Origin of the sequence: Pseudomonas sp. BC42, from assembly GCF_021560055.1 — a bacterium.
In the GTDB taxonomy this organism is placed as follows: domain Bacteria; phylum Pseudomonadota; class Gammaproteobacteria; order Pseudomonadales; family Pseudomonadaceae; genus Aquipseudomonas.
In genome coordinates this window covers 5,135,155-5,155,458 of record NZ_CP091067.1, presented here as the reverse complement: position 1 = coordinate 5,155,458, position 20,304 = coordinate 5,135,155, and the positions used below count along the sequence as shown (strand labels likewise).

The window sequence follows — 20,304 nt, the reverse complement described above, 5'->3', positions numbered from 1 at the left end:
CCAATAAATCACCCTGGAGATCGCCATGAGTGCGCCCGAAACCCTGGCCGCCAAGGCCCCGCGCCGCGCCGGTCCGTTTGACTGGTACCGGGATATAAACCAGCAGGAACGCCGCACCTTCTGGAGCTGCAAGATCGGTTATGGCCTGGATGGCATGGACACCCAGATGCTCAGCTTCGTGATCCCGACCCTGATCGCGCTGTGGGGCATCACCTCCGCCGAAGCTGGCCTGATCCATACCAGCACCTTGCTGGCCTCCGCCCTGGGAGGCTGGATCGCCGGGATTCTCTCCGACCGCATCGGTCGGGTGCGTACCTTGCAACTCACGGTGCTGTGGTTCGCGTTTTTCACCTTTCTCTGCGGCCTGGCCCAGAACTACCAGCAGTTGCTGATCGCCCGGACCCTGATGGGCTTCGGCTTCGGTGGCGAATGGACCGCCGGCGCGGTGCTGATCGGCGAGGTGATTCGCGCCAAGAACCGTGGCAAGGCGGTGGGCATGGTGCAGTCCGGCTGGGCGCTGGGCTGGGGCCTGACGGCGATCCTCTATGCGCTGCTGTTCTCCTGGCTACCGCCGGAAGACGCCTGGCGCGGGCTGTTTCTGCTGGGCATCCTGCCGGCGATCTTCGTGATCTTCGTCCGCCGCCTGGTCAAGGATCCCGAGGTCTACCGGGAAACCCGCGCCCGTGAGAAACCCAGCAACCCGGCGCGGTTCTACGAGATCTTCGCCCCGGGGATCCTCAGCACCACCCTGCGTGCGTCGTTGCTGGCAGCCGGTGCCCAGGGCGGCTACTACGCCATCACCTTCTGGCTGCCGACCTTTCTCAAGACCGAGCGCGGCCTCAGCGTGCTGGGCACCGGCGGTTACCTGGCCATGGTGATCGCCGGCTCCTATGTGGGTTACGTGGTCAGCGCCTACCTGACCGACATTCTCGGGCGCAAGAAGAACTTCGTGCTGTTTGCCGCGGGGTCTTTCACCATCGTCCTGCTGTACACGCAGATGCCGGTGAGCAACGCGGTAATGCTCTGGCTGGGCTTTCCCCTGGGCTTCTTCGCTTCGGGGATCTTCAGCGGCATGGGGGCTTTTCTCACCGAGCTGTTCCCCACCCGCATCCGCGGTTCCGGCCAGGGTTTCTGCTACAACAGCGGCCGGGCGCTGGCGGCGCTGTTTCCGCTGCTGATCGGCCTGCTCAGCCAGCACGTGCCCCTGAGCGTGGCCATCGGCACGTTCGCCGCGGTGTCCTACGGCGTGGTGGTGCTGGCGGCCCTGAGCCTGCCGGAAACCCGCGGCAAGGAACTTGAGGCGCACTAACTGATAATCTGCGCGGGCATTGCGCGACAGCCCTGCAGCTGACCCACAACAAGAACCACAGGAGCACCGACCATGAGCCGCCTGTTATTGAATTGCGACATCGGCGAGAGCTTTGGCAACTGGACCCTGGGCCTGGATGCCGAAGTCATGCCCTTTATCGACTGCGCCAACATTGCCTGCGGCTTTCATGCCGGCGACCCGGGCATCATGCGCAAGACCGTGGCCCTGGCCCTGGCCAATGGCGTGCGCATCGGCGCGCACCCGGCCTATCAGGACCTGGCCGGTTTCGGCCGCCGCTCCATGAGCTATTCGCCCGAGGAAATCCGCGACCTGCTGCACTACCAGATCGGCGCGCTGGACGGCATCTGCCGGGCCCAGGGCGCGCGGGTCAGCTACGTCAAACCCCATGGCGCGATGTACAACGACATGATGGCCAAGCCAGCCCAGTTGCGGGCGGTGATCCAGGCGGTGGCGGCCTATGATCCGCAGCTGCCGCTGATGCTCATGGCCACCCGCGACAACAGCGCGGCCCGGGCCCTGGGCGACGAATACGGTGTGACCCTGTGGTTCGAGGCCTTTGCCGATCGCGCCTACGACAACGCCGGGCACCTGGTGTCGCGGCAACTGCCGGGGGCGGTGCACCACGACTCGGCCACCATCATCGAGCAGGCCCTGACCATTGCCCGGGGCGAGCCCCTGACCGCCAGCGACGGCAGCGCCTTGCTGCTGCAGGCCGACACCCTGTGCGTGCACGGCGACAACGCCAGTTCGGTGGCCGCGGTGCAGCGCATTCGCCAGGCCCTGAACCAGCAGTCCGGCCTATGAAACCACAGGTTGAAGTCGTCGCCATCGACTGCCTGATGGTGCGCCTGTTCGAGGTGATCGCCGAGGACAACATGCCCTGGATGCTGGCCGCCGCCGAAGGGCTGCGGCGGGCCTTTGGCGAGTCTCTGGTCGATCTGGTGCCGTCCTATACCACGCTGATGGTGCATTACGACCTGCTGGCCCTGAGTCCGGCCGAGGCCCGGCAGCGGATCGAGGTCGCCTTGACCGATCTGGCGCCCGGCACCACCGGGGCCGGGCGCGAGCATGTGCTGCCGGTGTGGTACGACCCCAGTGTCGGGCCGGAGCTGGCGCTGTTGTCCCGCCGCAGCGGGCTGTCGGTGGCCGAGGTGATCCAGCGTCACAGCCAGCGTGAATATCAAGTGTTTGCCCTGGGCTTCGCGCCCGGATTCGCCTTCATGGGGCTGGTGGAAGAAGCGCTGGCGACGCCGCGGCTGAACACCCCGCGCAAGCGGGTGGCGGCGGGCAGCGTGGGGATTGCCGAGCGACAGACCGCCGCTTACCCGGTGGTATCGCCGGGGGGCTGGAACCTGATCGGCCGTACCCCGAGCCGCCTGTTCGATCGCGAGCGCGACGGCTACAGCCTGATGCAACCGGGGGACCGGGTGCGCTTTGCCGCGGTGGACCGAAGCGAGTTCCTGCGCCTGGGGGGCGATGACACGCCGCTGGAGGTGCCGGCATGAGCCGCTTGATGATCGAGGCCAGCACCCCGCTGTGCCTGCTGCAGGATGCCGGGCGTTTTGGCGTGCGCCATTTGGGCGTGACCCAGGGCGGGGCGCTGGATTGGGTGTCGATGTCCTGGGCCAACTGGCTGCTGGGCAATGCCCTGGATGCGCCGGTGGTGGAAATCACCCTGGGCGGCTTCACCCTGTTGGCCGAGGACTATTGCCTGCTGGCCCTGGCCGGGGCCGACCTTGGGGCTTATGTCGATGAACGACCGTTGAGCCCGGGGCGCAGTTTCATCCTGCAAAAGGGCCAGCGTCTGCGCTTTACCCAACCCTTCCTGGGCGCTCGGGCCTACCTGGCGGCGCCGGGTGGTTTCGATGCGCCCAAGGTCCTGGGCAGTTGCGCCAGCGTGCAGCGCGAGGCCCTTGGCGGGCTCGACGGTTACGGCCGGGCGCTGAGCGAGGGTGGGGTACTGAGCTATTCGGGCACTGGTGGGGCGCTCAAGAGCCTGACGGCTGCGCAGTTGCCGGATTGGCAATCCGCTGCACCGCTGGAGGTGATCCTCGGCGCGCAGATCGGCCAGTTCAGCGGCCTGAGCCTGTTCGATGCCTTCAATAGCACCTGGACCCTGGACAGCCGCGCCGATCGCATGGGCGCGCGCTTGCTCGGGCCGACCTTGCAGTATCAGGGCCGGCCGATGATTTCCGAGGGCATTCCCCTGGGGGCGATCCAGGTGCCGCCGGACGGCCAGCCGATCGTCCTGCTCAACGACCGGCAGACCATTGGCGGCTATCCGCGCTTGGGGGCCTTGACCCCGTTATCCCTGGCGCGGCTGGCGCAGTGCTTGCCGGGCGGCGAAGTGCGATTGACGCCGGTGGTGCAGGAAACGGCGCATCGGCAGCAGGTGGCGTTCTTGCGCAGGTTTGGGTAGTGGCTGAAGGCGGCCGCTTCGCGACCGTTCGCAGCCTGCGGAAGCGGCTACAGGGGGCTCTGTAGCTGCTGTCGAGCCATGGCGAGGCTGCGAAAAGGCCCGCAAGGCCGCGCTTACTTGGACAGGAAACGCATGCCTTCTTCCAGGCCACGCAAGGTCAGCGGGTACATCTGGTCTTCGATCAACTCGCGCACGATGTTGGTCGAGGCGGTGTAGCCCCAGGTGTCCTTCGGGTAGGGGTTGATCCAGATGAGCTTCTTGTACTTCTCCATGAAGCGCTGCATCCACACATAACCGGCCTCTTCGTTCCAGTGTTCGACGCTGCCGCCGGCCTGGGTGATTTCATAGGGGGCCATGGCGGCATCGCCGACGAAGATCACCTTGTAGTCGGCACCGTACTTGTGCAGCAGGTCCTGGGTGGAGGTGCGTTCCGAGCCGCGACGCAGGTTGTTCTTCCACACCGATTCATAGATGAAGTTGTGGAAGTAGTAGTACTCCAGGTGCTTGAACTCGGTCTTGCAGGCCGAGAACAGCTCCTCGCAGATCTTCACGTGGGCATCCATGGAGCCGCCGATGTCGAACAGCAACAGCAGCTTGATGTTGTTGCGCCGTTCCGGGCGCATCTGGATGTTCAGCAGGCCGGCGTCGCGAGCGGTGTGGTCGATGGTGCCGTCGATGTCCAGCTCGTCCGCGGCGCCCTGGCGCGCGAACTTGCGCAGGCGGCGCAGGGCCACCTTGATGTTGCGGGTGCCCAGTTCCACCGAGTCGTCGAGGTTCTTGTACTCGCGCTGGTCCCAGACTTTCACCGCCTTGCCCTGGCGCTTGCCGGCGTCGCCGACGCGAATGCCTTCCGGGTTGAAGCCGCCGGAGCCGAAGGGGCTGGTGCCGCCGGTGCCGATCCACTTGTTGCCGCCGGCGTGGCGTTCCTTCTGTTCTTCCAGGCGTTTCTTGAACTCTTCGATGAGCTTGTCCAGGCCGCCCAGGGACTGGATCTGCGCCCGTTCCTCATCCGTCAGCGAACGCTCGAATTCCTTGCGCAGCCAATCCTCGGGGATCAGCGCCTGCAGGTGGTCGTCGAGTTTTTCCAGGCCGTTGAAGTAGGCGCCGAAGGCCCGGTCGAACTTGTCGAAATGCCGTTCGTCCTTCACCAGGATCGCCCGGGCCAGGTAGTAGAACTCGTCCATGTCGGCGAAGGTCACGCGCTGCTTGAGCGCGTTGATCAGGTCCAGCAGTTCGCGCACCGACACCGGCACCTTGGCCGCGCGCATTTCATTGAACAGGTTGAGCAGCATGACTATCGCTCTCTAATGATCTAGGGGTCTGTTCAAAAGCTCGCCGAGCGGCGATCAGGCAAGGCAGAAACAGCTGAGGAGGCGGAGTTTAGCGAGCTAAATGAGCATTCCGAACCGGTTTCTAACGCAGCATGATCGACGCGCAGGCAGCGTCTGGGCAGAGCCTAACGACTACCGCGACGGCTCATGAAGGCCAGGCGTTCCAGCAACTGCACGTCCTGCTCGTTCTTCACCAGGGCGCCGGCCAGGGGCGGGATGGCCTTGGTCGGATCGCGCTCGCGCAGCACCGCCTCGCCGATGTTGTCGGCCATCAAGAGCTTGAGCCAGTCCACCAGTTCCGAGGTCGAGGGCTTCTTCTTCAGGCCCGGCACCTTGCGCACGTCGAAGAACACGTCCAGGGCTTCGCTGACCAGGTCCTTCTTGATGTCCGGGTAGTGCACGTCGACGATCTTCTGCAGGGTGGCGCGATCGGGGAAGGCGATGTAGTGGAAGAAGCAGCGACGCAGGAAGGCGTCCGGCAGTTCCTTCTCGTTGTTGGAGGTAATGATGATGATCGGCCGCTGCTTGGCCTTGATGGTCTCGTCGATCTCGTAGACGTAGAACTCCATCTTGTCGAGCTCTTGCAGCAGGTCGTTGGGGAACTCGATGTCGGCCTTGTCGATCTCGTCGATCAAGAGGATCACCCGCTCCTCGGATTCGAAGGCTTCCCAGAGCTTGCCCTTCTTCAGGTAGTTGCGGATGTCGTGGACCTTGTCCACCCCCAGCTGCGAGTCGCGCAGGCGGCTGACCGCGTCGTACTCGTACAGACCCTGGTGGGCCTTGGTGGTGGACTTGATGTGCCAGGTGATCAGCTTGGCGCCGAAGGATTCGGCCAGTTGCTCGGCGAGCATGGTCTTGCCGGTGCCGGGTTCGCCCTTGACCAGCAGCGGACGCTCCAGAGTGATGGCGGCGTTGACTGCCAGCTTCAGGTCATCGGTGGCGACGTATGCGCTGGTGCCTTCGAACTTCATCTGCAATTCCTCGAACGGTGACGGCGAGCTGCTCGGGGCAGGTCGGTTGAATTGATGCGATGCGCGACTATAACGCGGCGCCCGGTCGACTGTGAACGTAGACGCCCCATTCAGTCTCTGAATGGAGCGTCACGGGGTGACTCAGTCAGTCGAGGGCTTGGGCTGTTCATAGCGGGCGTTGAAGGCCTGGATGAAACCGTTGCGCAAAATCTGCAAAAACGCAGAGAACGCGCTGATATCTTGCCGGTGCACGTTGCCGCTGAGCTCGACCCGGGTGGCGAACTGGTTCTTGCGCTGGTTCTTCAGCAGGGTTTCGCCGGCCCCCACCAGGGCCTCCCATACCGAGCGGAAAATGCTCTTGTTGCGGTTCTCCACGTCCTGCTGCCAGTTGAAGACTTCCACGTCCCGCAGCAGCGGCTTGATATAGCCATGCAGTTGGCCCTTGTCGGCCTGGGCTTCGATCACCACGTCGCCGTGTCCGGCATTGAAGTCGAACTTGCCGTAGGCCGAGGCGAAGTCGTTGAAACGTTTGAGTTCGATATCCCGGGCCCGCAGACGGAATTCGAAGTCCTCGAAATTGCTCAGGGGGTCGAAGGTGGCGGTGCTTTCCATGGGGGCCTGGCCTTGCAGCGAGGCCTTGCCGTCGAAGCGCGCGTCGCGCTTGCCCTGGCTGTCGACCACGTTGGTCAGGTTGTAGAAGCTGGCGTTGACCTGGGTGGCACCGATGTTCACCGGCGGCGTGGAGCTGAAGTTGCGAAAGTGGATCTTGCCGTCCTCGATCCGCACTTCGTCGAGGGTGATGGGCAGCAGCTTGCCCAACTGCGCCCGCCAGTCGGTGCCGGCACCGGTCTGCGAGGCCTGCTGGTCGGCGCCGCCATCGACGAAGTTCAGCTCCGGCTGGACGAACAGCGCCTTGGCCACCACGGCGTGGTCGTACCACAGCGAATGCCAGCTCACCGAAAGGTCGATCAGCGGTGCCTTGACGAAGGGCACCGGCACCTTGCCGCTGACCTTGATGATCTCCAGTCCGTTGATGCGGTAGGCACCGCGCCACAGGGCCAGGTCGATGTCGCTGATGCGTCCGCGGTAGTCGCCCATGTCCGCCAGCTTGTCATTCAGGTAATCGCGCACCAGGTAGGGCAGGGCAATGTGCAGGCTCACCAGCACCACCGCCAGGCTTGCCAGGGTCCACAGGGGCCAACGATAACGAGCTTTCATGATCAGCAGTCTCCGGCCGTATACAGGCATTGACTGCCCGCGATCGCAGTCGTTCGGCGCGACTGGACGCTCAAGGGCACCAGGCATACCCTTGGGAACTTCTTCACTGCTGCATAAGGACCCAGCCATGAGCCGAATTTTTGCTGACAACGCCCATTCCATCGGTAATACGCCCTTGGTGCAGATCAACCGCATCGCCCCGCGCGGGGTGACCATCCTGGCCAAGATCGAAGGGCGCAACCCGGGCTACTCGGTGAAGTGCCGGATCGGCGCCAACATGATCTGGGACGCCGAAAGCAGCGGCAAGCTCAAGCCGGGGATGACCATCGTCGAGCCCACTTCGGGCAACACCGGGATCGGCCTGGCCTTCGTTGCAGCGGCTCGTGGCTACAAACTGATGCTGACCATGCCGGCGTCCATGAGCATCGAGCGGCGCAAGGTGCTCAAGGCCCTGGGTGCGGAGCTGGTGCTGACCGAGCCGGCCAAGGGCATGAAGGGAGCGATTGAAAAGGCCGCCGAGATCCTGGCCAGCGATCCGTCCAAGTACTTCATGCCGCAGCAGTTCGACAATCCGGCCAACCCGGCGATCCACGAGAAAACCACCGGTCCGGAAATCTGGAACGACACCGACGGCGCCGTGGACGTGCTGGTGGCCGGGGTCGGCACCGGCGGCACCATCAGCGGCGTGTCGCGCTACATCAAGAAGACCCAGGGCAAACCTATCCTGTCGGTGGCGGTGGAGCCGGCGACTTCGCCGGTGATCAGCCAGAAGCTTGCCGGTGAAGAGATCAAGCCCAGCCCCCACAAGATCCAGGGCATCGGTGCCGGCTTCGTGCCGAAGAACCTCGACCTGGCCATGGTCGATCGGGTGGAGCTGGTGACCGATGAAGAGTCCAAGGCCATGGCCCTGCGCCTGATGCAGGAAGAGGGAATTCTCTGCGGGATTTCCTGCGGTGCGGCAATGGCGGTGGCGGTGCGTCTGGCGGAAACCCCGGAAATGCAGGGCAAGACCATCGTGGTGATCCTGCCGGACTCCGGCGAGCGCTATCTGTCGAGCATGCTGTTCAGCGACCTGTTCACCGAGCAGGAAAACCAGCAGTAACGCACCCCGGGCATTCGTCGGCAGGCACCGACGTGCCGGCGAATGCTGATCCACATCAGGCAAGGGCCTGGTCGCTTGTGCTACTCAAGCGCCTTTGTTGCACGACCGTTAACACTGAATGTTGAGTCGTGCGGGTTTTTCCAGGGTCCAGGAGTGTTTATCATTGCCGGCTGCCAGGCCGGGTGAACACTCCCCACAGGTGCCTATTTCCAAGGAGTCGTTGCATGAGCTTTTCCTTTGCCGCCAAGTTCGCGGTGTTGTCGCTGTTCGTCGGCAGCATCCTTTACGTGCATCTGCGCGGCAAGGCGCGTCTGCCGGTACTGCGCCAGTTCGTCAACCATTCGGCGCTGTTCGCCCCCTACAACGCATTGATGTACCTGTTCTCCGGGGTGCCTTCCAAGCCCTACCTGGATCGCAGCAAGTTCCCCGAGCTGGATATCCTGCGGGACAACTGGCAGGTGATCCGCGAAGAGGCCATGCATCTGTTCGATGAGGGCTACATTCGTGCCGCCGAGAAGAACAACGATGCCGGCTTCGGTTCGTTCTTCAAGAAGGGCTGGAAGCGCTTCTACCTCAAGTGGTACGACAAGCCGCTGCCTTCGGCCGCTGCCCTGTGCCCCAAGACCGTCGAGCTGGTGAGCGCCATTCCCAACGTCAAGGGTGCGATGTTCGCGCTGCTGCCCGGTGGCAGCCACCTGAACCCGCACCGCGATCCCTTTGCCGGTTCCCTGCGTTATCACCTGGGCCTGTCGACCCCCAACTCCGATGCCTGCCGGATTTTCGTCGATGGCCAGGAATACGCCTGGCGCGACGGTGAAGACGTGATGTTCGACGAAACCTATGTGCACTGGGTGAAGAACGAAACCGAAACCACCCGGGTGATCCTGTTCTGCGACATCGAGCGGCCGTTGAGCAGCCCGCTGATGACCCGCATCAACCGCTGGGTCAGCGCCCAGTTGGGGCGTGCCACCGCGCCGCAGAACCTCGACGACGAGCGCGTCGGCGGAATCAACCAGGCCTACGCCTGGAGCAAGCGCTTCAGCGACAGCTTCAGTGGCGTGGTCAAGCAGTGGAAGCGCCGCAACCCCAAGCTCTACCGCATTCTGCGTCCGGTGCTGGCGGTGCTGGTGCTGGTCCTGTTGTGGAAGTGGCTGTTCGGATAAATCTTGCAACGCCTCTCGGGCGCTGGTTATAGTCGGCGCCCTGTGAGTCCTGCAACTCACGTTCCTCCTCTTCGAGAACCATCGGCACATGGCTTTTTCCCCTCTCAACGCGGTAGTGCTTTCAGCGGTCAACGCTGGCGTCGTGCCGTGCGGGAATCAGCAGCCTGTGCAGATCGGTCAGTACCCCCCACCTGTCAGTAGCACGCCGGTGTACGCAGTCGTATCACCGCCGGGCGTTGGCTTTTCGGGCTGATCAGCATCGCTGCTGTTCCCGGTGCCCGCCTGAACCAAACACTACTGAACTTCAGCCTCGGCTGAATTGGCTTCTTGCCTGATTACAGGTGGTATTCATGTTGCTCATTTGCAAAAAAACCGCGTTGGCGGCGGCTTCCACGAGCCTGTTCGTCCTGCTCTGGAGCAGTGGCGCGATCTTCTCCAAATGGGGGCTGGCCCATGCTTCGCCCTTTGCCTTCTTGCTGTTGCGTTTTGCCCTCGCCTTGATCGGCCTAGTGCTGCTCATGCCCCTGCTCAAGCTGCGGCTGCCTCGGGGGCGCCGGGCCATGGGCGTTGCCATGGCCACCGGCCTGGTGCTGCTAGGGGCCTACCAGATCTTCTACATCCTGGCCCTGGACCTGAAGGTCACCCCCGGCGTGATGGCCACCATCATGGGGGTGCAACCGATCCTCACCGTGGTGCTGATGGAGCGCCAGCGCTCCTGGAGCCGCCTGTTCGGCCTCGGCCTGGGGCTCGCCGGGCTGATCATGGTGGTGTACCAGGGGATCGGGATGGCGGGGATATCCGTCTCCGGCATGCTCTGCGGCCTGCTGGCCCTGGTCAGCATGACGGCCGGTTCGATCATGCAGAAACGCATCACCGACAACCCCTTGGGCACCCTGCCGGTGCAGTACCTGGCAGGCCTGCTGCTGTGCGCGCTGTTCGTGCCGTTCCAGCCATTTCACGTCGAGTACAGCGCCGGCTTCGTGATTCCGCTGCTGTGGATGGCTCTGGTGGTGTCGGTGCTGGCCACCCTGTTGCTGTACCGATTGATCGCTCAGGGCAACCTGGTGAACGTCACCAGTCTGTTCTATCTGGTGCCGGCGGTGACCGCATTGATGGACTTCGTGTTTTTCGGCAATCGTCTGGCCTGGCTGAGCCTGATGGGCATGGGGTTGATCATTGTCGGCCTGGTCTTCGTGTTCCGTAAGAGCGCCTGACCGTTGCGGGCGACGATCTTCAGGGTGGTCGCCAGGCGTGCGGCCGAGCGCAATGCTCGGTCGCTTTTGCCCATCATTGATTCAATTAATGATCGACTATAAGTAAGAATAGTGGCTAGATGCCACTATCGTCGTGTAGTTCTTTGCCGGTCAATAAAGGTCTGATTTCAAACCTTGCATGTGCACCTAATGAGCGACTGAAGCGAACCCTCAAGGTTCTTTTGATAACCAGATGCTTGGACTTTTTTGTTGGTATTCCAAATTCGTCCATCAGACAAACCTGAAAAACTAAAGCCGGTACCTAGACTGACGACATAGTCCTTAAACAAAGGAGAGTCAGTATGAACGCAACGTTCGCTTCAACCGCTTTCGGTTTGCTTTTGGGACTGTCCAGCAGCTGCTTCGCCGCTGCTCCCGTGGCGCAAGGCGTCATCCGTTTTACCGGCAGTATTGTCGAGTCCAATTGCGCGTCCAGCGCTGCCAGCACCGGCTTGAGCCTGCGCCAGTGCCCTCAGGGTTCACGGGGTGGGGCGATTGACGTGACCCGAGTCGGGACCCGTGTCAGCGCGGTGGAGCGTTCTGCGGTCAAGCTCAAGCTCCTGGCCGACAGTGGTTCCCAGGGCCGCTATTACGACCAGCAGTACGCCTTCGTCGATCAGTCCGGCAAGGCGGTGACCTCCGGCACCTACCTGATTACCCTCAGCGTTCCATAGGGCCACCGCCAGCGTTGCGACTCGGAGCTGCGGCCTCCCGAGTCGCAGGCTGATCAGAATCAGGCAGTGCTTCAGGCCGCCGATTTTGCCCCGGGCCGCAGCACCAGCCACAGCGCCACGCCAATCAGCGCACCGCCATACAGGTGCGCCATGGACAGCGGCTCATCCAGCAGCAAGGCCCCCCACAACACGCCGAACGGCGGAATCATGAAGGTCACGGTCATCGAGCGCACCGGACCGATGGCGCTGAGCAGGCGGAAATACAGCACGTAGGCGAAGGCCGTGCAGCCTAGCCCCAACCCCAGCAACGACAGCCACACGCTCCAGCCACCCCAACTGGCCGGCGGCTGGCTGATGGCGTTGTAGGCGAACAGCGGCAACAGCAGCAGGCAGGCTCCGAGCATGCTGCCCAGGGCCGACAGGCGACTGTCCAGGCCGCCGGCCTGATCCAGCCAGCGCCGGGCGAGGAACCCGGCAAAGCCGTAGCAGGTGGTGGCCATCAGGCAGGACAGGGCGCCCAGCAGCAGGTCATGGTCGAAGGCCACGGGGCCGGCGCGGGTCAGGATGCCGACGCCGAACAGGCCCAGGCAGACGCCGGCGATCTTGCTCAGGCTCAGCCGCTCATGAAAGAACAGTCCGCCGATCAGCACCCCCATCAAGGGCGTGGTGGCATTGAAGATCGCCGAGTAGCCGGCGGGCAGCACCTGGGCTGCCACCGAATACAGGGTGGCCGGTATGCCGGAGTTGATCACGCCGAGCAGCAGCACGGTCTTGAGCTTGCCGCGAAAGTTCCAGTCGACCCGCATCAGCGCCAGCATCACCAGCAGCCCGAGGGCGGCGATCGACACCCGGAAGAATGCAGTGGGCACGCTGCCCAGCACCGGGGCGATGATGCGCATGAACAAGAAGCTCGCGCCCCAGATGGCGGCCAGCGACAACAGGCGCAAGAGATCGACAAGTCTCACGGCAATTTCCTTGATTGAAGGGCGGCGATGTTGCCCAGAGCCTGGGTCCATGGCAAACCCTATCGCACTTGCTACAGGATAAATCGTGTGACCAGCCCGTTGAGGTCCACCGCCAGGCGCGACAATTCCTGGCTGGCGGCGGAGGTCTGGGTGGCGCCCGCAGCCGTCTGGGTCGACAGGTCGCGGATGTTCACCAGGCTGCGGTCCACATCCCGGGCCACCAGCGCCTGCTGCTCGGCGGCACTGGCGATCACCAGGTTGCGCTGGCTGATCTGTGAGATCGCCCCGGTGATCTTCTCCAGCGCGCTGCCGGCGCCGTTGGCCTGCTGCAGGGTTTGCCCGGCCTGTTCGGCGCTGGTCTGCAGGGCGCTGACGGTGGCATCGGTGCCGTGCTGGATACGGTTGATCATCTGTTCGATTTCTTCGGTGGAATCCTGGGTGCGTTGCGCCAGTGAACGCACTTCGTCGGCCACCACGGCAAAGCCACGGCCGGCCTCGCCAGCCCGGGCCGCCTCGATCGCGGCATTCAGCGCCAGCAGGTTGGTCTGTCCGGCAATGGCCCGAATCACCTCCAGCACTTTGCTGATGTCCTGGGCCTGGGACGCCAGCCCCTGGGCCTGTTCCGACGCCCCCAGCACTTCGCTGACCAGTTGCTGGATCGACTCGATGGTCTGGCTGACCTGATGATGGCCGTGGCGGCTGTCCTGGTCCGAGGCTTGGGAGGCTTCGGCGCTGGAGACGGCGTTGCCGGCCACTTCATCCACCGCCGCGCTCATTTGCGTGACCGCGGTGGCGGCCTGCTCGATTTCATCGTTCTGCAACTGCAGGCCGCGGGTGCTCTGTTCCATCACCGCACTCATTTCCTCGGCGGCCGAGGCCAGTTGCTGCGACGACTCGGCGATGCCACGGATGGTCGAGCGCAGGTTGTCCTGCATGCCGGCCAGGGCCGTCAGCAGTTGCGCTGGCTCGTCCCGGCCCTGGCCATTGACGTCCTGGGTCAGGTCGCCGGCAGCGATGGTCCGGGCGATCGCCAGGGCCTGGGCCAGGGGCGCGGTGATGCTGCGGGTCAGTAGCCAGGCCAGGAACAGGGTGCTGGCCAGGGCGATAGCAATGATGATGCCGACGATCCACTGTGAGCGCTCATAGAGCCTGGCGGCCTCCTCGGCGGCGGTATCGGCGCCGTTCTGGTTGAACTGGATCAGCTCTTCCAGGGTGCTGTCCAACTGGCTGCCCAGGGGCGCCAATTCGACGTTGAGTCGGGTGTAGGCCTGCTCCTTAAGGCCGCCATCGATCTGCTGGATGATTTCCTGCAGAAGGGTCGTGTACTGGGCAATGGTGTTTTTCAGCCGTTCCAGCAGCGCCGCTTCCTGCTCGCTGGTCAGCAGGGCCTTGTGCTGTTCCAGGCGTTGGGCCAGCTCCAGGCGTTCGTCGGCGATCATGCGCTTGCTTTTTTCCCGGCTCAGAGGCTGGTCATTGACCAGCAGTCGCAGCGCTTCCAGGCGGATGGTGGCGATATTGGCGGCGCTGTCATGGATGTTCTCGATGCTGGGCATCCACGAGGCCTCGATGACTTTTGCACTTTCGCGCAGGGTTGCCATCTGCCCCAGGCAGAACAGCCCGACTGTCACCAGCAAGGCGGCCAGAACCGCAAAACTGAGGCTGGCTCGCAAGCCGATTCGAATATTCCTGATCGACATCATGTGCTCCTTGAATACATTAAAAAAACATTCGGCCCTCGCTGATTTAGCGCTGTTGTTAGGGGAGGGTGGGCGCTTTATATGGCAAAGTGCCATCATATTGAAAGGCACTGAATAGAGGCTTTTCCCCGATAGTCATGGGGTTTTTTCGGCAACGGGAGCCCTTTTTTCGCGACCAGCTTGCCCAGCTCATGAGGCCTTCACGCCGCGTACTGGAAGGCCTGCGGGTGAATCGATAAAGCCCGGGCTTTGCCGACTAGAGGGTTTTTTATTGACCGAACGGTCGATTTAAAAAAATTGCCGGCAATCGTCAGCAAAGATTTCCCGGCTCGGCGGATCGGGCGAAAAAATGCGCTTCTCCTCGGGTCGTTTCACTGGCTAAGCTCTGGCATCGCAAATTCCCGCAGAGGTCTACTTATGCCGCAGTCATGGCCCGCCGCCGATATCGCTCGAATGATCCTCGATGGCTTCGACGACTACCGCGAGCACTTCCGCCAGATCACCGACGGTGCCCGGCAACGCTTCGAGCAGGCGCAGTGGCAGGAAGCGCAGAAGGCCTCGGCGGCGCGCATCAATCTCTACGAGGAGAAGGTCGGGCAAACCGTGACCGGCCTGCATCAGGCCTTCAGTGACGACGCGTTGATGGATGTGGCGCAGTGGCCGCTGGTGAAAAGCGCCTACATCAGCCTGATCGACCTGCGCTTTGACGATGAGCTGTCCGAGACCTGGTACAACTCGATCTTCTGCGGCCTGTTCAGCCACGACCTGATCAGCGACGGCTGCATGTTCATCCACACCACCCGGCCCAGCCTGCGCCGGGCCCGAGCCGCGCAGACCCGCAGCTACCAGCCCCGGGGCAACCTGTCGGCGATGCTCGAACAGGTGTTTGCCGACTACCGTTTCAGCGAGGACTATGCCGATCTGGCGGGCGACCTGCGGCGCCTGGAGGCGCAATTGCGGGAGAACCTGCCGGACTGGGTGTGCAAGGACCCGGAGCTGACCCTGGAGCTGTTTTCCTCGGTGCTCTATCGCAACAAGGGCGCCTACCTGGTGGGGCGCATCTTCACCCATGAAGAGCAGTGGCCGCTGGTGATCCCGCTGCTGCACCGCGAAGGCCGGGGCATCCAGATCGATGCGCTGATCACCGACGAGGCCGATGTCTCGATCATCTTCTCCTTCACCCGTTCGTACTTCATGGTGGATGTGCCGGTGCCGGCGGAATTCATCGGCTTCCTCAAACGCATCCTGCCGGGCAAGCACATCGCCGAGCTGTACACCTCCATCGGCTTCTACAAGCACGGCAAGTCGGAGTTCTACCGCGCCCTGATCAACCACCTGGCCAGCACCGACGACCGTTTCATCATGGCTCCCGGTGTGCGCGGCATGGTCATGAGCGTGTTCACCCTGCCGGGCTTCAACACCGTGTTCAAGATCATCAAGGACCGCTTCTCGCCGTCGAAGAACGTCGACCGGGCCACGGTGATCGAGAAGTACCGGCTGGTGAAGAGCGTCGACCGGGTCGGGCGCATGGCCGACACCCAGGAGTTCGCCGATTTCCGCTTCCCCCTGAGCAAGTTCGATCCGGCCTGCCTTGAGGAACTGCTGGAAGTGGCGCCGTCCACCGTGGCCGTGGAAGACCAGACGGTGCTGATCCGCCACTGCTGGACCGAGCGCCGCATGACCCCGCTCAACCTCTACCTGGAGCACGCCAACCCGGACCAGGTGCGCGAAGCGCTGGAGGATTACGGCCTGGCGATCAAGCAACTGGCGGCGGCCAACATCTTCCCCGGCGACATGCTGCTGAAGAACTTCGGCGTGACCCGTCATGGCCGGGTGGTGTTCTACGACTACGACGAAATCTGCTTTCTCACCGAAGCCAACTTCCGCCACATCCCGGCACCCCGTACCCCGGAAGACGAGATGGCGTCCGAACCCTGGTACTCCATCGGCCCCCACGACGTGTTCCCCGAGGAGTTCCCGCCGTTCCTGTTCGCCGATGCCGGCCAGCGCAAGCTGTTCGACCAGTTGCACGGCGAGCTGTACAACGCCGACTACTGGAAGGGCCTGCAGGACGCCATCCGCGCCGGCAAGATCATCGATGTCTTCCCTTACCGGCGCAAAGGCCTGGAAGACGAATAGCCGCAGCGGCTAGCGCCCCCTCACAAGCTGCAAGCTAAAAAGCGGAAGCTGCGTTAATCTTGCGGCTTTTCGCTTGAAGCTTGCCGCTGCTTTTATGACTGACCAACTGCTGAAAAACCTCGATCACGCCATGCTCGCCGACCGCCACCGCTTGCGTCGGCAGTTGCTTGAGCTGCGCAAGAAGCCCGATGAGGCCAAGCTCGCCCAGTGGCTGGAGCGGATGCAGGCATCGTGCAACCTGGTGACGGCGCGGCGCGCGAGTGTGCCGTCGATCCGCTATGACGACAGCCTGCCGATCGCCGCCAAGCGCGACGAGATCAAAGAGGCGCTGCTCAAGCATCAGGTGCTGATCATCGCCGGTGAGACCGGCTCGGGGAAAACCACCCAGCTGCCGAAGATCTGCCTGGAAATCGGTCGCGGCCAGCACGGCCTGATCGGCCATACCCAGCCCCGGCGGATCGCCGCCCGCAGCGTTGCCAGCCGGGTCGCCGAAGAACTGGCAACGCCCCTGGGTTCGCTGGTGGGCTATCAGGTGCGCTTCGAGGATCAGAGCGATGCCAGCACCCTGATCAAGCTGATGACCGACGGCATCCTGCTGGCGGAAACCCAGAACGACCGTTACCTGGAACGCTACGACACGATCATCGTCGACGAGGCCCACGAGCGCAGCCTGAACATCGACTTCCTCCTCGGCTACCTCAAGACCCTGCTGCCACGGCGCCCGGACCTGAAGGTCATCATCACCTCGGCGACCATCGACCTGGAGCGCTTCTCCAAGCACTTCGATAACGCGCCGATCGTGGAAGTCTCCGGGCGTACCTTTCCGGTGGAAACCTGGTATCGCCCCCTGACCCTGGAGCAGGACGAGGAGGGCAACCGGGTCGAGGACGACCTCACGGTGGACCAGGCGATCCTTGCCACCCTGGATGAAATTGCCGCCTACGAGCGCAGCGAACGGCGCAGCCCCGGAGACGTATTGGTGTTCCTGCCCGGCGAGCGGGAGATCCGCGACGCCGCAGAAATGCTGCGCAAGGCCCAGCTCAAGCACACCGAGATCCTGCCGCTGTACGCGCGCCTGTCGCCGGCGGAACAGCAGCGGATCTTCCAGTCCCATCCGGGCCGGCGCGTGGTGCTGGCGACCAACGTCGCGGAAACCTCGCTGACCGTGCCGGGCATCCGCTATGTGATCGACAGCGGCACCGCGCGCATCAGCCGCTACAGCTACCGGGCCAAGGTCCAGCGCCTGCCCATCGAGGCGATTTCCCAGGCCAGCGCCAACCAGCGCAAGGGCCGTTGCGGCCGGGTCGAGCCGGGGATCTGCGTGCGCCTGTACAGCGAGGAGGATTTCCTCGGCCGGCCGGAATTCACCGACCCGGAGATCCTGCGCACCAACCTGGCGGCGGTGATCCTGCAGATGCTCCATCTGCGCCTGGGTGAAATCACCGCGTTCCCGTTTATCGAGCCGCCGGATGGCAAGGCCATCAGCGACGGTTTCAACCTGCTGCAGGAACTCTCGGCAGTGGACCGCAACAGCCAGCTGACGCCTCTGGGCCGGCAACTGGCGCGCCTGCCGGTGGACCCGCGCATGGGTCGCATGCTGCTGGAAGCGGCCAAGCTCGGCAGCCTGCAGGAAGTGCTGATCGTCGCCAGCGCGATGTCGATCCAGGACCCTCGCGAGCGTCCGCCGGAGCGCCAGCAGGCGGCTGATCAGGCCCACGCACAGTGGAAAGACGTGGACTCGGATTTCGCCGGGCTGGTCAACCTGTGGCGCGGCTTCGAAGAACAGCGCCAGGCCCTGACCGCCAGCCCGTTGCGCAACTGGTGCCGCAAGAACTTCCTGAATTACCTGCGCCTGCGGGAATGGCGCGACTCGCACCGGCAACTGAGCCTGATCTGTCGCGACCTGCAGCTGAGCCTGAACAAGGAACCGGCGGACTACCCGAAACTGCACAAGGCGGTGCTGGTGGGGCTGCTGAGCCAGATCGGCCAGAAGACCGAGGACGGCGACTACCTCGGTGCCCGTCAGCGGCGCTTCTGGGTTCACCCGTCCTCGGGCCTGGGCAAGAAGCGCCCGCAATGGCTGATGACCGCCGAACTGGTGGAAACCACCAAGCTCTACGCGCGCATGGTGGCCAAGATCGAGCCGGACTGGATCGAGCCCCTGGCCGGCCATCTGGTGAAGAAGAACCACTTCGAGCCCCACTGGGAGAAGAAGCGCGGCCAGGTGGTGGCCTACGAGCAGATCACCCTGTTCGGGCTGATCGTGGTCGGCCGCCGGCCGGTGCATTACGGCCCGGTGGACCCGGTGGTGTCCCGCGAGCTGTTTATCCGCGAGGCCCTGGTGCGCGGCGAGATCCAGTCCAAGGCCAAGTGCCTGAGCGCCAACACCCAGTTGCTGGAACAGCTCGACGCCCTGGAAGCCAAGGCCCGGCGCCGCGACATCCTGGCGGACGAGGAAACCCTGTTCGCCTTCTACGACGCTCGCTTGCCGGCCGAGATCCATCAGACCGCGACCTTCGACAGCTGGTACCGGGTGCACAGCCAGAAGAACCCGCAGTTGTTGATCATGCGCGAGGAAGACGTGCTGGCCCGCGAGGCCAGCGAAGTCACCGCCAAGCAGTACCCGGACACCCTGCATATCGGCGACCTGGAACTGGCCCTGAGTTATCACTTCGAACCCAACCATCCCCGCGACGGCGTGACCTTGCGGGTGCCGGCGCCCCTGTTGCCGGCGCTGCCCGCCGAGCGCCTGGAATGGCTGGTGCCGGGGCTGATCGAGGCCAAGTGCATCGCCCTGGTACGCAACCTGCCCAAGGCCCTGCGCAAGAACTTCGTGCCAGTGCCGGACTTCGTCAAGGCGGCCTTGCAGCGCATGGTCTTCGCCGAAGGTTCCTTGCCCCAGGCCCTGGGCCGCGAGCTGTTGCGCATGACCGGCGCGCGGGTCAGCGACGAGGCCTGGAGCGAAGCCGAACAACAGGTGGAAAGCCACCTGCGGATGAACCTGGAAATCGTCGACGCCCAGGGCAAGTTCCTCGGCGAAGGCCGTGACCTGGCCGAACTGACCGCGCGTTTCGCCGAAGCCAGCCAGGCTGCCCTGGCGGTGCCGCAAACCGCCAAGAGCCAGCAGCCGGTGGAGGCCCGTGTGTTTGCCGCGGTCGCGGAAAAGACCCAGCAGAAGATCGCCGGGCTGTCGATGACTGTGTATCCGGCCCTGGTGGAAGAGGCCGGGACGGTCAAGGAAGGGCGTTTCTCCACTGCCGCCGAAGCCGAATTCCAGCACCGCCGGGCCTTGCAGCGCCTGCTGTTGCAGCAACTGGCCGAGCCGGCCAAGTTCCTGCGTGGCAAGTTGCCGGGGCTGACCGAGCTGGGCCTGCTGTACCGCGAATTGGGCCGGGTCGATGCGCTGGTGGAAGACATTCTGCTGGCCAGCCTCGACAGCTGCATCCTTGAAGGCGAAGCCAGCTTGCCCCGGGATGGCGCGGGGCTGGCGTCCCTGGCCGAGCGCAAGCGCGGCGCCTGGACCGAGCACGCCGAGCGTCTGGCACGCCTGACCCTGGAGATCCTCAAGCTCTGGCACGGCCTGCAAAAACGCTTCAAGGGCAAGATCGACCTGGCCCAGGCGGTGGCCCTCAACGACATCAAGGCCCAGCTGGCGAATCTGGTGTACCCGGGGTTTGTCCGGGAAACTCCGGCCCTGTGGCTCAAGGAACTGCCGCGCTACCTCAAGGCGGTGGAGCTGCGTTTCGAGAAACTCGGCAGTCAGGTGCAGAAGGATCGGGTCTGGAGCACCGAGCTTGCGGGCCTGTGGAACCAGTACCAGACCCGGGCGCAGAAGCATGCCCAGGAAGGCAAGCGCGATCCGCAACTGGAGCTGTACCGCTGGTGGCTGGAGGAGTACCGGGTGTCGCTGTTTGCCCAGCAGTTGGGGACCAAGGTGCCGATTTCCGACAAGCGCCTGAACAAGCAATGGAGCCAGGTCGACGCCTGAGCCGACGCCCCCTCAGGCGCTGGCGTGCCAGCGAAGGCGTGATCAAGGGCGCGG

General features: G+C 63.8%; 15 protein-coding genes. 10 read left to right on the top strand and 5 right to left on the bottom strand.

Annotation, left to right across the window (positions count from 1 at the left end):
• Positions 1-25 precede the first annotated feature (25 nt).
• From L1O02_RS23205 to L1O02_RS23190, 4 genes are all read left to right on the top strand, one after another.
• Positions 26-1,309: an MFS transporter gene (locus L1O02_RS23205; RefSeq protein WP_235758785.1), complete on the top strand. Its 1,284-nt coding sequence runs from the start codon at positions 26-28 to the stop codon at positions 1,307-1,309.
• Positions 1,310-1,381: 72 nt separating this feature from the next.
• Positions 1,382-2,134 (top strand): 5-oxoprolinase subunit PxpA, encoded by a 753-nt coding sequence (locus tag L1O02_RS23200; RefSeq protein WP_235758783.1) that lies wholly within the window; start codon positions 1,382-1,384, stop codon positions 2,132-2,134.
• Entirely contained in the window at positions 2,131-2,835 is a 705-nt protein-coding gene (pxpB, locus tag L1O02_RS23195) for a 5-oxoprolinase subunit PxpB (RefSeq protein WP_060842758.1), read from the top strand. Before L1O02_RS23200 ends, pxpB begins: the two co-directional genes overlap by 4 nt.
• Positions 2,832-3,749, top strand: a complete 918-nt coding sequence (locus L1O02_RS23190) for a biotin-dependent carboxyltransferase family protein (RefSeq protein ID WP_060838040.1) — start codon at positions 2,832-2,834, stop codon at positions 3,747-3,749. The genes pxpB and L1O02_RS23190 overlap by 4 nt, the downstream gene beginning before the upstream one ends.
• Positions 3,750-3,862: 113 nt before the next feature.
• Here the strand turns inward: L1O02_RS23190 and L1O02_RS23185 are convergent, their stop codons facing one another.
• From L1O02_RS23185 to L1O02_RS23175, 3 genes are all read right to left on the bottom strand, one after another.
• Positions 3,863-5,041: a VWA domain-containing protein gene (locus L1O02_RS23185; protein ID WP_060838041.1), complete on the bottom strand. Its 1,179-nt coding sequence runs from the start codon at positions 5,039-5,041 to the stop codon at positions 3,863-3,865.
• Positions 5,042-5,205: 164 nt separating this feature from the next.
• Positions 5,206-6,051 carry a MoxR family ATPase gene (locus L1O02_RS23180; RefSeq protein WP_047284378.1) on the bottom strand — a complete coding sequence of 282 codons (846 nt, stop codon included), beginning with the start codon at positions 6,049-6,051 and terminating at the stop codon, positions 5,206-5,208.
• Between the two features lie 141 nt (positions 6,052-6,192).
• Positions 6,193-7,269: a DUF748 domain-containing protein gene (locus tag L1O02_RS23175; protein WP_235758781.1), complete on the bottom strand. Its 1,077-nt coding sequence runs from the start codon at positions 7,267-7,269 to the stop codon at positions 6,193-6,195.
• Between the two features lie 127 nt (positions 7,270-7,396).
• Here L1O02_RS23175 and cysK point away from each other — a divergent pair, with 127 nt between their 5' ends.
• The 4 genes from cysK (at position 7,397) to L1O02_RS23155 (ending at position 11,461) form a co-directional block, all read left to right on the top strand.
• Positions 7,397-8,371 (top strand): cysteine synthase A, encoded by a 975-nt coding sequence (cysK, locus tag L1O02_RS23170; protein WP_060838043.1) that lies wholly within the window; start codon positions 7,397-7,399, stop codon positions 8,369-8,371.
• A 224-nt stretch (positions 8,372-8,595) separates the two neighbouring features.
• The gene (locus tag L1O02_RS23165) at positions 8,596-9,534 is read left to right on the top strand and encodes an aspartyl/asparaginyl beta-hydroxylase domain-containing protein (RefSeq protein WP_235758779.1); all 939 of its coding nucleotides are present in this window, start codon (positions 8,596-8,598) and stop codon (positions 9,532-9,534) included.
• 350 nt (positions 9,535-9,884) lie between these two features.
• The gene (locus tag L1O02_RS23160) at positions 9,885-10,748 is read left to right on the top strand and encodes a DMT family transporter (protein WP_235758777.1); all 864 of its coding nucleotides are present in this window, start codon (positions 9,885-9,887) and stop codon (positions 10,746-10,748) included.
• A gap of 341 nt (positions 10,749-11,089) precedes the next feature.
• Positions 11,090-11,461, top strand: coding sequence for a hypothetical protein (locus tag L1O02_RS23155; RefSeq protein ID WP_060838046.1), 372 nt, complete (start codon positions 11,090-11,092; stop codon positions 11,459-11,461).
• Positions 11,462-11,532: 71 nt separating this feature from the next.
• On the opposite strand, the gene L1O02_RS23150 is transcribed toward L1O02_RS23155, so the two are convergent.
• Both L1O02_RS23150 and L1O02_RS23145 read right to left on the bottom strand, forming a co-directional pair.
• A complete protein-coding gene (locus L1O02_RS23150; protein WP_235758775.1) occupies positions 11,533-12,426 on the bottom strand; it encodes an EamA family transporter in 894 nt (297 codons plus the stop codon).
• A 71-nt stretch (positions 12,427-12,497) separates the two neighbouring features.
• Entirely contained in the window at positions 12,498-14,123 is a 1,626-nt protein-coding gene (locus tag L1O02_RS23145) for a methyl-accepting chemotaxis protein (RefSeq protein WP_108544720.1), read from the bottom strand.
• Positions 14,124-14,540: 417 nt separating this feature from the next.
• On the opposite strand from L1O02_RS23145, the gene aceK reads away from it, so the two are divergent.
• Together aceK and hrpA are read left to right on the top strand one after the other, a co-directional pair.
• Complete coding sequence (aceK, locus tag L1O02_RS23140) at positions 14,541-16,262, top strand: bifunctional isocitrate dehydrogenase kinase/phosphatase (protein ID WP_235758772.1); 1,722 nt, start codon at positions 14,541-14,543, stop codon at positions 16,260-16,262.
• A gap of 94 nt (positions 16,263-16,356) precedes the next feature.
• Positions 16,357-20,250: an ATP-dependent RNA helicase HrpA gene (gene hrpA / locus L1O02_RS23135; RefSeq protein ID WP_235758770.1), complete on the top strand. Its 3,894-nt coding sequence runs from the start codon at positions 16,357-16,359 to the stop codon at positions 20,248-20,250.
• Positions 20,251-20,304: the final 54 nt, after the last annotated feature.